Origin of the sequence: Arthrobacter sp. Leaf234 (assembly GCF_001422665.1) — a bacterium.
In the GTDB taxonomy this organism is placed as follows: domain Bacteria; phylum Actinomycetota; class Actinomycetes; order Actinomycetales; family Micrococcaceae; genus Arthrobacter_D.
The window spans coordinates 122302-136777 of record NZ_LMLU01000008.1 but is presented as its reverse complement, the minus strand read 5'-3'; the positions used below and the strand labels follow the sequence as shown (position 1 = coordinate 136777).

Here is a 14476-nt window from a genome sequence, read left to right as displayed (position 1 = left end):
AGGCATAAACTGAATGCCATGGCCGGACTCATCAAGCGTGAAGACATCGATGAGGTACGCCAGCGCACCGACATCAAGGAAGTCGTCGAGGCGTACGTGACCCTCAAATCGGCGGGGATCGGCTCATGGAAGGGGCTCTGTCCGTTCCATGACGAGCGGTCGCCCTCGTTCCACGTCCGGCCGCAGATGGGGTCCTACCACTGCTTCGGCTGCGGCGAGGGTGGTGACGTCATCTCCTTCGTGCAGAAGCAGGACCACACCTCGTTCAGCGAGACCGTCGAGAAGCTCGCCGCCCGGATCGGCTACGAGCTGCACTACGAGGACGGCGGGACGGGACCGCGCCGCGAGGACGTCGGCAAGCGCCGGCGTCTCCTCGACGCCCACAAGGTCGCCGCCGAGTTCTACCGTGAGCAGCTGCTCACCCAGGGTGCGGCGACGGCCCGCCAGTTCCTGCAGGAACGCGGCTTCGACCGCGAGGCCGCCGCCCACTTCGGTGTCGGCTACGCACCCCAGGGCTGGGACTCGCTGCTGAACCACCTGACGGGCCGCGGCTTCACCCTCGACGAACTCAAGCTCACCGGCATGTTCAGCGCGTCGTCGAGCAACGCCGGGCGCTTCTACGACCGTTTCCGCGGCCGCCTCATCTGGCCCATCCGGGACATCACCGGGGACACCGTCGGCTTCGGGGCACGGAAGCTCTACGAGGACGACCAGGGGCCCAAGTACCTCAACACCCCCGAGACCTCCCTCTACAAGAAGTCGCAGGTGCTCTACGGCATCGACCTCGCCAAGAAGGAGATCGCGAAGAATCGGCAGCTCGTCGTCGTCGAGGGATACACCGACGTGATGGCCTGCCACCTCGCAGGTGTCGGGACCGCCGTCGCGACCTGCGGCACCGCCTTCGGCACGGACCACATCAAGATCGCCCGCAGGCTGCTGTCCGACGACGGCACGGGCGGTGAGGTGGTGTTCACCTTCGACGGGGACGCCGCCGGCCAGAAGGCGGCCCTCCGCGCCTTCGAGGAGGACCAGCGGTTCACCGCCCAGACCTACGTGGCCGTGGAGGCCTTCGGCGCGGATCCCTGCGAGCTGCGGCAGACCCGGGGTGACGACGCCGTGCGCGCGTTGATCGCGGATCGCCGTCCGCTGTTCGAGTTCGCGATCAAGGCCTCCTTCGATGCGTTCGACCTGTCCTCCGGCGAGGGGCAGGTGAAGGCTCTGCGGCACGCCGCGCCGATCGTCGCGCAGATCCGCGACGTCTCCCTCAGGTCGACCTACACCCGCGAGCTGTCCCGCTGGCTCGGCATGCAGTACGTGGGAGAGGACCAGGTGGCCCGGGCGGTCTCGTCCGCTGCGCGGCGCGAGACGGGTGGCCCCGGTGCCCCCGCGTCCGGCGACCGGCAGGGACGGTTCGGACAGCAACCGGGCGAGCAGGCTCGCCCGGGGAACACCCCGGCCGGTCAGGGCTCGCAGGCCGGCACCGATGTGGAGGAGCCCTACTACGAGCGACCGGATCCCCGCGACCCCATCGCGCGGATGGAACGCGAGGCGCTCGAGGTGGTCCTGCAGCAGCCCACCCTCCTCACCGCGACCCAGTGGGAGAGCTTCTCCACGTCCCGCTTCAGCGTTCCCGTCTACGAGGCACTGCACACGGCCGTGATCGCGGCCGGAGCGGCGGGCACGGAACTGTCCCGCTGGGTGGAGTCGGTGCGGGAAGGTGTACCCGATGTCCTCCGTCCGCTGGTCAGCGAGCTCGCCGTCCGGCCGCTGCCGGCGAAGGACGCCGAGGCGATGGTGCTGTACTGCCGGGACATCCTCAACCGGCTGACCGAGTTGCGCATTACGCAGCAGAAGGCCGACAAGCTCGGGCAGCTCCAGCGCATGGATCCGGCGGCGGATCCCACGCTCTACAACCAGCTCCAGCGCGACCTGATGGAGCTCGAGATGCAGCGCAGACTCCTCCGCGAGGAGTGAGCGCGGGCCGATTTCACATCCCCCCGGCAGGTATGTAGAGTTGTACCTGCGCATTCCTCCGTAGCTCAATTGGCAGAGCATTCGACTGTTAATCGAAGGGTTACTGGTTCAAGTCCAGTCGGAGGAGCAACAGGGCCCCTGACCAGTGGAAACACCGGTCGGGGGCCTTTTCCATGCCCTGCCGCAGCGGCTTCGGGGGCCGCGCTCATCCCACGGGAGAGGTGTCCCGGGGGAAGAGCTGTCAGGGGCCGGGCGTAGTCTGTGCGCATGGACACTGACGGCACGCAGGGCACAGACGGCAAGCTCATCCTGGTCACCGGAGCCACGGGGTACATCGGCGGCCGGCTGGTCACCAAACTCGTGGCCGACGGTCGCAGGGTGCGGGTCATCGTCCGGTCCCCGCAGAAGCTGAAGGACGTCCCCTGGGCAGGCTCCGTGGACATCGTGCAGGGTGACCTGCAGGACGAGAAGACCATGCGCACCGTGACGCAGGGTGTCGACACGCTGTACTACCTCGTCCACTCGATGGGTTCGGGCAGGGACTTCGACAAGCGGGAGTCCGCCATCGCCGCGACGGTCTCCGAGGCCGCCACAGCCGCGGGCGTCCGTCGGATCGTGTACCTCGGCGGGCTGCACCCCGAAGGGGTGGAGCTCTCCACCCACATGCGGTCGCGCACGCAGGTGGGGAAGATCCTCCTCGACTCCGGAACGCCCACCATCGCCTTCCAGGCCGGCGTCGTCATCGGCTCCGGCTCGGCCTCCTTCGAGATGATCCGGCACCTGTCGGACGTCCTTCCGGTCATGCCCGCCCCGAAGTGGGTCCTGAACCACATCGAACCCATCGCGGTGCGGGACGTCATCCACTACCTCGTCGGCGCACTCGATCTGCCGGACGCGCTCAACAGGACCTTCGACATCGGGTCGAGGGAGGTCCTCACCTATGCCGAGATGATGAACCAGTACGCGGAGGCGGCGGGCCTGCCCCGCCGGAAGATCCTGGCCCTGCCGGTCCTCACACCGCGCCTCGCCGGCCACTGGGTCAACCTGGTCACGCCGATCCCGCGCGCCATGGCCATGCCGCTCATCGAATCGCTGCAGCACGACGCCGTCACCGCCGAGCACGGGATCGACGAGTTCATCCCCGCTCCGGAGGGCGGCCTCACAGGCTACCGCCGCTCCGTGGACCTCGCCCTCGGGAAGATGCGCGGGGGAGAGGTGGAGACCAGCTGGGCCGGGGCGTCCCAGATCGACACCGAGGCCGATCCGCTGCCGTCGGACCCGCAGTGGGCGGGCCACACCGTCTTCACCGACGTCCAGACCTACAGCTCCACGGCATCCCCGCAGAAGCTGTGGAGCGTCGTCGAGGGCATCGGTGGCGAGAACGGCTGGTACTCCTGGCCCGTCGGCTGGGCAGCGCGCGGCTGGATGGACAAACTGGCCGGTGGAGTGGGCCTGCGCCGCGGGCGTCGCGATGCGAAGGAATTGCTCACCGGCGAGGCCCTGGACTTCTGGCGTGTCGAGGAGCTCGTGCGGGGCGAGCGGCTCAGGCTGCGCGCCGAGATGAAGGTGCCGGGTCGTGCCTGGCTCGAGTTCAGGGTGGAGCCGGACGGCTCCGGCAGTGCCTATTACCAGCGGGCCGTGTTCTTCCCGCAGGGCCTCTCCGGTCGGCTGTACTGGCTCGCGGTTCTGCCCTTCCACGGCTTCATCTTCACGTCCATGGCCCGCAACATCGCGAAGACCGCGGAGGCGCTACCCAGCGAGGCGGAGCCCACGGCATCGGAGCAGGCCGCCGCCTGAGTCGGCGCCGGTTCCCCGGTGCCTATGTCCAGGGCACGGGTGCCAGGCACGGGTGCCGGGCGCCGGTGCAGGGCGCCAGATACCCGGTGCCCTGTGTCGTTCTCCGTTACCGGCACCGGGTCCGGTCCGGTCCGGTCCCGCACCGGTCCGGTATCGATGCCGGTTCTGGTCCTAGTGCAGCGCGGGCACCGTCCGCGGGCGGACGACCGACCAGAGGAACACCATCGCCGTGGCGATGCACGAGGCCATGACCAGCGCCATCGGTGTCGCGGACTCGATGCCCTCCCCGAGGAGCCCGACGAGCGGCGACACGATTCCCGCCAACCCGAACGTGACGGCCCCGAGGAGTGACGCCGCCGTCCCGGCCTGGGCGCCGTTGTTGATCAGCGCGAGGACCTGCACGCAGGGGAAGATGAAGCCCGTTGCCATGATGTAGAACCACAGCGGCAGTGCGGTGCCCCAGAAGCCGAGTCCCAGCTGGTCGAACGCGATCATGAGCAGCCCCATGCTGAGCTGCACGACCGTCGCCCCGGCGATCACCCACTGCGGGCCGACGCGCCTCAGCATGCGGGAGCTGATCTGCACCCCCGCGACGATGCCCAGCGAATTGATGGCGAAGAGCAGGCCGTACTGCTGCTCGTTCAGCCCGTAGGGACCCTGGAAGAGGAAGGGGGAGGCGGACAGGTAGGAGAACAGACCGGAGAAGTTCATGCCACCCACGAGCAGGATGCCGATGAAGATCCTGTCCCTCAGGACGACCCTGTAGCGCTCGACCACCGTCAGTCCGGAGCGCCGCCGGCTCTCCTTCGGAAGGGTCTCGATGATGAACAGCGAGACGGCGACGATCACGAGCACGCCGTAGGCCGCGAGGAACCAGAAGATCCCCGGCCACGGGAACAGCAGGAGCAGCTGGGAGCCGATGACCGGCGCGAAGATCGGCGCCATGCCGTTGACCAGCGCCATGTAGGAGAGCATCCGCACGAGGGTGTAGCCGCCGAAGAGGTCACGCACCATCGCCATGGCCACCACGCCGCCGCCCGCAGCGCCGACACCCTGCAGCACGCGGAAGAGCATGAGCATCGTGATGTCCTCGGAGGACGCCGCTCCGATCGAGGCGCCGACGTGCAGTGCGGTGGCCAGGATGAGGGGCAGGCGGCGGCCGATCTTGTCGCTGAGCGGCCCGACGAGCAGCTGTCCGCCCGCGAAGCCGAGGATCGTTCCCGTCAGGGTCAGCTGCACCGCGGCCTCCGGCACGCCGAAGTCCGACTGCAGCGCGGGGAACGCCGGGAGGTAGAGGTCGATCGTGAAGGGACCGAGTGCCGTCAACGTGCCGAGGATGAAGACGTAGATGATCTTCTCGCGCCGGGACAGGGTGTCGCCGGGATGGGTGGTGGTGCTCACAGTGCTGCCTAACGGGAGGGTCGGTACCGGCGGGGGGACGCGGGACGTGACGGTGACGGGTCGGGTGGAGCGCGGACGGATCGACGACTGCGGCGGCCCGGCGACGACGGCGGAGCGGCTCGAGCCCCAGGACCGACGACCCGGACGACGGGAAGATGGTTGCTGGGGCGAATCAATACCCCTCCATCCTAGGACCGTCGTCAACCTGGTGGGGAGTGCTGCACCACCGGCGCGTTGTACCCGTTCGCTAAGCATGCTTGTGGTTGACGTAGGGTGATCAGACACCGAACGAGCAGGGAGATACGACCATGAGCGAGAACGATGCGGGAGTGCAGGCGGAGCAGTCACCGAAGCACATGGCGAGGGTCATCGGCATCACTGTCGCCGCTGCCGTGGGAGGACTCCTGTTCGGCTTCGACACCGCGGTCATCAACGGGGCGGTCGACTCCATCCAGGCCGACTTCGGCTTGAGCGCGAGCGTCCTCGGCTTCACGGTCGCCATTACGCTCCTCGGCTGCGCGGCGGGCGCCTGGTTCGCCGGAGGGCTCGCCGACCGCTGGGGCCGCAAGAAGGTCATGGTCGCCGCGGCCCTCCTGTTCGCGGTCAATTCGGTGGGGTCGGCGTATGCCTTCTCCGAATGGGACCTGATGGCGTGGCGCCTGGTCGGCGGCCTCGCCATCGGCATCGCCTCGGTGATCGTCCCCGGCTACATCGCCGAGATAGCGCCGTCGAAGTGGCGCGGGGGACTCGCCTCCGTGCAGCAGCTCGCGATCACGGTCGGCATCTTCGCCGCACTGCTGTCCGATGCCTCACTCGCGAGCGCCGCCGGTGGCGCGGGGGAGGAATTCTGGTGGGGGCTGTCGGCATGGCGCTGGATGCTGCTGGTCGGCGTCGTCCCGGCGGTCGTCTACGGGGTCCTGGCACTGATCATCCCCGAGTCCCCGCAGTTCCTCATCCGGGCCGGACGCGACGACGAGGCCGCCCGGGTGCTCTCCCGCGTCGCCGGGGTCCGGGACACTGCGGGCAAGATCACCTCCATCCGGGAGAGCTTCCAGCGCGAGGACCGCGCGAGCTACCGCGACCTGCGCGGGCCGGCCCTCGGACTGCAACCCATTCTCTGGGTCGGCATCACCATCGCAGCGCTCCAGCAACTGGTCGGCATCAACGCGATCTTCTACTACTCCACGACGCTCTGGAAGTCCGTGGGCTTCAGTGAGAGCGATTCCTTCACGACGTCGGTCATCACCTCCGTCATCAACGTCGCCATGACCTTCGTCGCCATCTTCTTCGTCGACCGTATCGGGCGCAGGAAGCTCCTGCTCATCGGGTCGGTCGGCATGGCGATCGGCCTGCTCGCAGCAACCCTCGCCTTCTTCCAGGCAGAGGGGACCGGGGAGGACATCGCGCTGCCGGGCGCCTGGGGGCCGATCGCCCTCGTCGGGGCGAACCTCTTCGTGATCTTCTTCGCCGCCACCTGGGGTCCGGTGATGTGGGTGACGCTCGGTGAGATGTTCCCGAACCGGATCCGCTCCATCGCGCTCGGAGTCGCCACGATGGTCAACTGGGTCTTCAACTTCATCGTCACCCTGACCTTCCCGTGGGTGAGCGAGAACCTCGGACTGTGGACCATGTACGCGGCGTTCACCGTCTTCGCCGTGCTGTCCTTCGTCTTCGTCCGCACCCGTCTTCCCGAGTTCGCGGGAAAGGACCTCGAGGACAACGCGGAGCTCGCGTCCACCTCGTGACGCACTACCTCATCGGGGCGGCACGGGGTCCCCTTGCCCGCGCGTCCGTCGAAGCGGAACCATGGCAACGTCCCGATGGTAATTTTGGTTCAGCCAATGTCCAGCACACAACCTACGAATGGAGGCAGGGCCTATGAACAGCTCGGCCAGTACGCGCGGCAAGCGGTCCACGGGCTCGCTCTCGCTCTTCGGTCTCATCAAGCTCCTGGCACGCCTGACACCGCGGCAGGTCAGTGACGAGATATCGATCGCCCTGCAGCAGATGAAGCGGAAGGGCATCAAGGCAGGGATCGCCGCCGCTTTCCTGGTCGTCGCGCTCGTCTTCGTGCTGTTCTTCGCCGTCGCGCTCGTGGTGGCCGCCATCATGGGCCTCGCCGAGGTCATGCCCGCCTGGTTGGCCGCTCTCCTGGTCGCCGCCCTCTTCCTGGTGATCGGGGGCGTCCTGGCCCTGATCGGCGTCTCCCGGCTCAAGAAGCAGCTTCCGCTGATCCCCGAGGACGCGATCCGCGGAATCCGCCACGACCTCGGCGTCCTCAAGGAGGGCCGGAGCTTCGATCCCGCCACGCTGGACGTCAAGAAGCCGAAGGAGGACAAGGCCGAGAAGGACCGCAAGGACGAGGCGAAGGACGCCAAGCCCAAGGAGCCGGCGCCGTCCTACGAGGAACTGCGCGGCCGCTCGGGTGAACGCCGGACGCACATCGCCGACGCGAGGGACTCACTCGGCGCCCGCGTCGACGTCAAGGCACGCCTGAACGGGGCGAAGCACCGCTCGGACAAGGGTGGATCGACCACCGGCGCCGCATCCGGCGGGTCCGGTAGCGGGCGCGTCGCCGCCGTCGCCGTGCGCCGCGACGTCGCGCACAACACGACGCTCGCGGATCGCTGGAAGCCGCTGAGCGTCCTCGCGGGTTCCGTCGCCGCGATGCTCGTCCTGTTGCGCCGGCTGCTCAGCAGGTAGCGAGAGCCCACCAGCGCTCCGGCTCCACCCCGGCGGCCCCTCACCCCCGACGAACCGCTGCAGTCCGCGGACGTCACGGGGGAGGGGCCGCTTCCTGTGCATAATGGGAGGGGAGGCACGGGTGATGAGATTGATCGGCGCGGGCGCACAGCCCGGCAGCGAGGGCGTGGCGCTGTCGACGGCGTGGACCCTGCCGAACTTCATCACGGTGGTGCGGTTCCTCGGAGTCCCCCTGTTCGTCTGGTTCATCGCGGAGCAGCGTTTCGGAGCCGCGGTGATCACCCTGGTGGTCATGGGTGGCACGGACTGGGTGGACGGCTACGTGGCCCGGCGACTGAACCAGGTGTCGGTGATCGGCACCTGGCTCGATCCCGTGGCGGATCGCACAGCGCTCATCGTCGTCGCGGTGACCTTCGTGATCGCCGGCATCGCGCCGGCCTGGCTCGTCTGGACCATCGTGATCCCGGACGTCATCATCATCGTCAACGCGCTGATCCTCTTCCGCGGTCCCCTGCACCTGCCGGTCCTCACCGTCGGGAAGATCCGGACGGCACTGCTGCTGGTGGGTGCGCCGCTACTGCTGCTCCACCACGTCGAGGGTTTCGGTCAGGAGTGGCTCCTCGTGGTCGCGCAGGGGCTGCTCGCCGCAGGCTGCGTCCTGCACCTGATCGCGTTCTACGCCTACTTCACGGCGGCGCACCGCAAGTACCGGCTGGAGCAGGCCGAGCAGCAGTCGTGCCCCTCCTAGCCATCGGGCTCGCCCTGCTGGGCGCTGTCTTCCTCGCGTTCGGAGCGCAGCGCCAGGGCAGCGCCGTCCGTGCGAACACCGGCGGGCTGTCACTGAGCAGTTCCGGGCTCATGCGGCTGCTCACCAACCGGCGCTGGATCTTCGGGCTCCTCCTGCTCGGTGCCGGCACGTCCCTCAATGTCGTCGCGCTGACGCTCGCGAGCCTGACGGTCGTGCAGCCCATCGGGGCGATCGCGCTCGTGATCACCACCGTCGTCAACTCGCGGGACCAGGGCATCCGCATCAACCGGCCGACCGTCGCAGCCATCACGGCCTGCGTCACCGGCAGCGCCCTGTTCGTGATCCTCGCCGTGAACGTGACGCGCGAGAACCACTCCGTCGATCCGGCGCAGGAACTCTCCGTCGTGCTCCTGCTGGGGGCGGCGGTCGCGATGTTCGGATCGCTCGCCGTCGTCGGACGGCACCGGCTCAACGCCTTCGCCTACATCCTCGGCGCCGGGGTGCTGTTCGGTTTCGTCGCGGTCCTCACCAAGCTGGTCGCCGGGCATCTGCTCGATCCGAACGGGCGCTTCCTGCTCAGCGTCCCGCCGCTGAGCCTGGTGGCGCTCATCGCGGCCGCAGCGCTGGGAGCCTGGTTCGTGCAGAGCGCCTACGCCACCGGACCCCCGGATCTCGTCATCGCCGGACTCACCGTGATCGACCCCATCGTCGGCATCGCCGTGGGCATCACGATCCTCGAGGAACTGCAGCCGGACGTGCGCACCGTCACCGCCCTGGGCATGGGTGCGGCGGCCCTCGTTGCTATTGTTGGGGTCGTCGCGCTGTCCCGCCACCACCCCGACGTGGTCAAGCGCCAGCGCTGACCCGAGAGAACCAGTTTCGACCAGCACACCGACGTAGGGGATCCACGCGTGAGTTACCAGGCCGACCACAAGCCTCTGACCATCCTGATCGCCGCGGACACCTATCCGCCCAACGTGAACGGTGCAGCGCAGTTCGGGTACCGGCTCGCGAAGGGGATGACGGGTCGAGGCCACTCCGTCCATGTCCTCGCACCGGGCGTCTCCAACGGCAGGAGCTACACGGAACCCGGTGGCGACTGGACCGTGCACCGTCTCCGCTCGCACAGCGTACCGACGCACGACTACTGGCGTATCTGCTACCCCTGGGAGATCAAGCGGGACATCAGCCTGCTGTTCGACCAGGTCCAGCCCGACGTCGTCCACATCCAGTGCCACTACATGGTGGGGGAGTACACCCTCTACGAGGCGGTGAAGCGCGGCATCCGCGTGGTGGCGACGAACCACTTCATGCCGGAGAACCTCAACCCGTTCCTGCCGTTCCCCGCGTGGCTCAAACGGGTCATCGCCAGGAACTCGTGGAAGGACATGGGCAAGGTGATGGGCAAGGCCGCCGCGGTCACCACCCCCACGCCCCTCGCGGCCAAGGCTATGCACGACCACGCCTTCCTGCGCGAGGTCCTGGCTGTCAGCAACGGCATCGACTCCGCTGCCTACGAGGTGCAGCCGGGGGAGACGGTCCAGCCGCACGAGGACCCCACGGTCCTGTTCGTCGGCAGGCTCGCCGAGGAGAAGCACGTCGACGTCCTCATCGATGCCGTCGCGAAGACGCCGCAGCATCTCCGCGTGCGGTTGGAGATCGTCGGTGGGGGCGAGGTCAAGCCCGCGCTCCAGGCGCAGGCTGCTCGCCTCGGGATCAGCGATCGCGTCACCTTCCGGGGACTGATCGACGACGACGAACTGCGCCTGAGCTACATCCGCGCATCGCTCTTCTGCCAGCCGGGCACAGCCGAGCTGCAGTCACTCGTCACGCTCGAGGCGATGTCCGCTTCCACCCCCGTGCTCCTCGCGAATGCGATGGCGTTGCCCCATCTGGTGTCCGACGGTGAGAACGGGTACCTGTTCACCCCCGGTGATTCCGATGAGTTGGGCCGCCGCATCACCGAGATCCTCGAACAGTCGTCCGAGGACCAGCGGACGATGGGGGCGGCGAGCCGTGACCTCGTGCGCAGGCATGACATCACCACGACGCTCGAGACCTTCGAGGGCCTGTACTACGGCACCCTGTCGAGCGACCATCCCAGCGAGGCGCAACGCGCCGCCGCGGGATCCTGACCGGCGTCGCACCGGGACGGCTGCCGCCGTCTGTCTACAATGGGAGCCGCGACCGGGGTCCGGAGACGGCCCGACGGTCGCCACCAGGGGTGGACAGCCCCAGGGGGCTGTAGCTCAGCTGGTTAGAGCAGCGGACTCATAATCCGTTTGTCCTGGGTTCAAGCCCCAGCAGCCCTACGCATCGTCGGAGTGATCGGCGACCCTGACCCGAATGCGCCATCTCCGCGGAGGTGGCGCATTCTGCGTTGCGACGCCTCTTCCCTCCCTCGGATCCTTGCCTCAGGGGTATGTGCCTCCACTGGCGCCCTATGTTACTGGCGGGTAACATAGGGCTCGAGCGCAGCACGCGCCCACCACGCGGACAGCATGGTCGAGTGAGAGTGCCGGTCGCCGCCGACCGGAGTGAGGCGAATACCATGAGCAAGACGTCGATCGACATCAACAACCTGCCGTATGCGGACGGCGACTTCTACGCGTTCGAGGAGCTGCTGTCCGACAAGGAGCGCTCCCGGCTCGAGGAGATCCGGTCCTGGTTGACCGCCGAAGTCCGGCCGCACGCGGTGGAGTGGTGGAACCAGGGCTCCTTCCCCCAGCAGCTCATCCCGAGGATCGCCGAACTGGATCCCGTGAGCCCGGTGTACCGGCAGGGCTACTCCAACCTCTTCGCCGGGATCACCCACGCCGAGTTCACCCGCGCGGACACCTCGATCGCCACGTTCCTCGGCGTGCACGACGGTCTGTTCACCGGATCCATCGAAGCCCTGGCGTCGAAGGAGCAGCAGGAGGAGTGGCTGCCCGACATCTACGCGCTGAAGAAGATCGGCGCCTTCGGCCTGACGGAACCGCTCGGTGGGTCCGATGTCGCGGGAGGAACCCGGACCACGGCACGCCGGGACGGGAACTCCTGGGTCCTCAACGGCGCCAAGCGCTGGATCGGCAACGCGACCTTCTCCGACTGGGTGGTCATCTATGCCCGCGACGTCGCGGACAACCAGGTCAAGGGGTTCCTGGTCGACACGAAGACACCGGGCTTCTCCTCGACGAAGATCGAGAACAAGATCGCCCTGCGGATCGTCGAGAACGCGGATATCGTGCTGGACGACGTCGTCATCTCCGACGACTTCCACCTCAAGGGCGCGAACAGTTTCAGGGACACCAACAAGGTGCTCAAGGTGACGAGGCTCGCGGTCGGCTGGCAGGCCGTCGGCCAGCAACTCGCCGCATTCGACGTCGCCCGCCGGTACGCCGTCGAGCGCGAGCAATTCGGCCGGCCCATCGCCAGTTTCCAGCTCATCCAGCAGCAACTCGTGCAGATCCTCGGTAACGCGATGAGTTCGATGGGGATGATGGTGCGTCTGTCGCAGCTAGAGGATGCGGGTCAGGCGAAGGACGAGCAGTCGGCGCTGGCGAAGGCGTTCACGACCGCCCGCATGCGCGAGAGCGTCGCGGCCGGCCGGAACATCCTCGGCGGGAACGGGATCGTGGCCGACTACGAGATGGCGAAGATCTTCTCCGACGCCGAAGCCGTCTACTCCTACGAGGGCACGCAGGAGATCAACACTCTCGTGGTCGGCAGGTCCATCACGGGGATCGCCGCCTTCGTCTGACCCGACGCCGGGTCAGCCGTCGAGCGGCAGGAGGACGGACGGGCGGCGGTCCGTGACGAAGGCGAGCGGATCGACGTACTCGTCCTCGACGCGGACTCCCCAGTGGAGGCACGGTCCGCCGCAGTGGCTCCGGACCGTGCTACCCGGGATCGCCGCGGACTGGCTCAGAACCACCGTGGCCACCACCTCGCCCACGCCCACCGCCTGACCCGCGACCAGGGTGGTGTTCACCGGTTCGAAGCTGCTCCTCCGGCCATCGCCATGGTCGATCGTCAGGACGCCGCGATCCACCACCGGCCCCGCGAAGGCCACGACACCGTCTGCCGGACTGCGCACCTCGGCCGGCAGGCCACGCGTCGACAGGTCCACACCCCGGTGTCCGGGCTTCCAGTTCTGCGAAGGTTTCTCGAAGGGTCGCAGCACGGCGGGTACCGGAACGAGGGGCCACGACCAGGCGGCGACGAACGGGTCCCGTCCGACGTTCGCGACCACTGGGACTGATCGCGCGGCCGACCCGACCGACGCGAACCGGACGGCGGTAGACCCGACCGACGCGAATGAGGGACCTGCCGAGGTGACGGGCTGCGCAGGAGAGCAGACCGGGACCAGCGCCAGCAGGAGGAGGGGCAGCGCCCGGCCCGCACGCCAGGCGGGCCGTCCCCCGGCCGTCCGGCGGTCCTGGGCGCGCTCACTCGGACCGGTACCGGCTCGGGTCACGGGATGGGTTCCGGGGGAGTCCTCGCTCATGGAACCAGCCTTCCTGCGCGGGGTGCCCACAGCGACGCTGTGCCGCCATATGTGGACAACGCCGGGGCGGCCCGCCGGCCGTCGCGGGCGGTCTGCGATGGGGATACCTGCCCGCACCGTGGCCCGTCGGTCGCCCTGGAGGGCTGTGCCGCTGTAGTACACTCATACAAGCAGTCTGCTGCTCCGATCCCGTCATGCCTCTGGCTCCGCCGGGCCCTGGGAAACCGCAGGCTGACTACGCGTGCCTGCTATCCGATGCTCTCGACGAGCGCGGAATGCCCACCCCGCGGTCCGGCTGAGTCCGGTGGGGGAGGGTGTGTCCCCGACGAACAGGTGCCAGGACGTGGTGTCCACCCCGGCCACCACCGAGATAACCGTCAACAAGCTTCAGGCGGCGCCCTGCGCCCGAGCCGAAGCTGAAGAAAGGCATGACATGCCAGTCGTCACCATGCGCCAGCTGCTCGACAGCGGCGTCCACTTCGGTCACCAGACCCGCCGTTGGAACCCGAAGATGAAGCGCTTCATCTTCACCGAGCGCAACGGCATCTACATCATCGATCTCCAGCAGTCGCTGGGCTACATCGACCGCGCCTACGAGTTCGTCAAGGCCACGGTCGCCCACGGCGGGACCGTCCTCTTCGTCGGCACGAAGAAGCAGGCGCAGGAAGCGATCGCCGACCAGGCGATGCGCGTGGGCCAGCCCTACGTCAACCAGCGCTGGCTCGGTGGCATGCTCACCAACTTCCAGACGGTCTCCAAGCGCATCCAGCGCATGAAGGAACTCGAGGAGATCGACTTCGAGGACGTCGCCGGTTCGGGTCACACCAAGAAGGAGCTCCTGCTCCTGAAGCGTGAGCTCACCAAGCTCCAGAGCAACCTCGGCGGTATCCGCAACCTGACCAAGGCTCCCTCGGTCGTCTGGGTCGTGGACACCAAGAAGGAGCACCTCGCGATCGACGAGGCGAAGAAGCTCAACATCCCCGTCGTCGCGATCCTGGACACCAACTGCGATCCCGACGAGGTCGACTTCCCGATCCCGGGCAACGACGACGCCATCCGCGCCGTCAACCTGCTGACCCGTGTCATCGCGGACGCCGTGGCCGAGGGCCTGATGGCTCGCCACAACCGCTCCGGCAACGGCGAAGCCACGGCTGACGAGCCCATGGCCGAGTGGGAGCGCGAGCTGCTCCAGGGCACTGCGGATGCACCCGCTGCCGAGCCCGCAGCAGCCGAGGCACCGGAGGCCGCAGCCCCCGAGGCGCCCGCCGGCCTGCAGGCGCCCATCGCGGAAGAGGTTCCCGACGCGGTCGCTCCCGCGACGGAAGCCGCCGTCGACACCAAGTAGTCCACGGTGCGGAAGGGGT

11 protein-coding genes and 2 tRNA genes are annotated in these 14476 nt (G+C 68.1%); 11 read left to right on the top strand and 2 right to left on the bottom strand.

The window, feature by feature from the left end; genetic code table 11:
• The first annotated feature begins 18 nt into the window (after window positions 1-18).
• The 3 genes from dnaG to ASF21_RS14280 all read left to right on the top strand — a co-directional run bounded on the left by dnaG (window position 19) and on the right by ASF21_RS14280 (window position 3771).
• Entirely contained in the window at window positions 19-1974 is a 1956-nt protein-coding gene (dnaG, locus tag ASF21_RS14290) for a DNA primase (protein ID WP_055772682.1), read from the top strand.
• Window positions 1975-2028: 54 nt separating this feature from the next.
• Window positions 2029-2101: transfer RNA gene (locus ASF21_RS14285), tRNA-Asn, on the top strand.
• Window positions 2102-2241: 140 nt separating this feature from the next.
• On the top strand, window positions 2242-3771 hold the full coding sequence (locus ASF21_RS14280) for an SDR family oxidoreductase (RefSeq protein WP_055772679.1): 1530 nt from the start codon (window positions 2242-2244) through the stop codon (window positions 3769-3771).
• Window positions 3772-3942: 171 nt separating this feature from the next.
• Here the strand turns inward: ASF21_RS14280 and ASF21_RS14275 are convergent, their stop codons facing one another.
• Window positions 3943-5172: a multidrug effflux MFS transporter gene (locus tag ASF21_RS14275; protein WP_055772676.1), complete on the bottom strand. Its 1230-nt coding sequence runs from the start codon at window positions 5170-5172 to the stop codon at window positions 3943-3945.
• 308 nt (window positions 5173-5480) lie between these two features.
• Between ASF21_RS14275 and ASF21_RS14270 the strand changes: the two genes are divergently transcribed.
• From ASF21_RS14270 to ASF21_RS14240, 7 genes are all read left to right on the top strand, one after another.
• Window positions 5481-6917: a sugar porter family MFS transporter gene (locus ASF21_RS14270; RefSeq protein ID WP_082471600.1), complete on the top strand. Its 1437-nt coding sequence runs from the start codon at window positions 5481-5483 to the stop codon at window positions 6915-6917.
• 133 nt (window positions 6918-7050) lie between these two features.
• The gene (locus ASF21_RS14265; RefSeq protein WP_055772674.1) at window positions 7051-7875 is read left to right on the top strand and encodes a phage holin family protein; all 825 of its coding nucleotides are present in this window, start codon (window positions 7051-7053) and stop codon (window positions 7873-7875) included.
• A gap of 124 nt (window positions 7876-7999) precedes the next feature.
• Complete coding sequence (locus ASF21_RS14260) at window positions 8000-8623, top strand: CDP-alcohol phosphatidyltransferase family protein (protein ID WP_055772671.1); 624 nt, start codon at window positions 8000-8002, stop codon at window positions 8621-8623.
• Window positions 8611-9486, top strand: a complete 876-nt coding sequence (locus ASF21_RS14255; protein ID WP_055772668.1) for a DMT family transporter — start codon at window positions 8611-8613, stop codon at window positions 9484-9486. Before ASF21_RS14260 ends, ASF21_RS14255 begins: the two co-directional genes overlap by 13 nt.
• A 48-nt stretch (window positions 9487-9534) precedes the next feature.
• Entirely contained in the window at window positions 9535-10758 is a 1224-nt protein-coding gene (locus ASF21_RS14250; RefSeq protein ID WP_055772665.1) for a glycosyltransferase, read from the top strand.
• A 103-nt stretch (window positions 10759-10861) separates the two neighbouring features.
• Window positions 10862-10935 (top strand) — tRNA-Ile (locus ASF21_RS14245).
• A gap of 239 nt (window positions 10936-11174) precedes the next feature.
• A complete protein-coding gene (locus ASF21_RS14240) occupies window positions 11175-12365 on the top strand; it encodes an acyl-CoA dehydrogenase family protein (RefSeq protein WP_055772839.1) in 1191 nt (396 codons plus the stop codon).
• Window positions 12366-12377: 12 nt separating this feature from the next.
• Here ASF21_RS14240 and ASF21_RS14235 read toward each other — a convergent pair whose 3' ends face one another.
• Window positions 12378-13112: a murein hydrolase activator EnvC family protein gene (locus ASF21_RS14235; protein ID WP_082471598.1), complete on the bottom strand. Its 735-nt coding sequence runs from the start codon at window positions 13110-13112 to the stop codon at window positions 12378-12380.
• A gap of 433 nt (window positions 13113-13545) precedes the next feature.
• Between ASF21_RS14235 and rpsB the strand changes: the two genes are divergently transcribed.
• Window positions 13546-14457, top strand: coding sequence for a 30S ribosomal protein S2 (rpsB, locus tag ASF21_RS14230; RefSeq protein WP_055772660.1), 912 nt, complete (start codon window positions 13546-13548; stop codon window positions 14455-14457).
• Window positions 14458-14476: the final 19 nt, after the last annotated feature.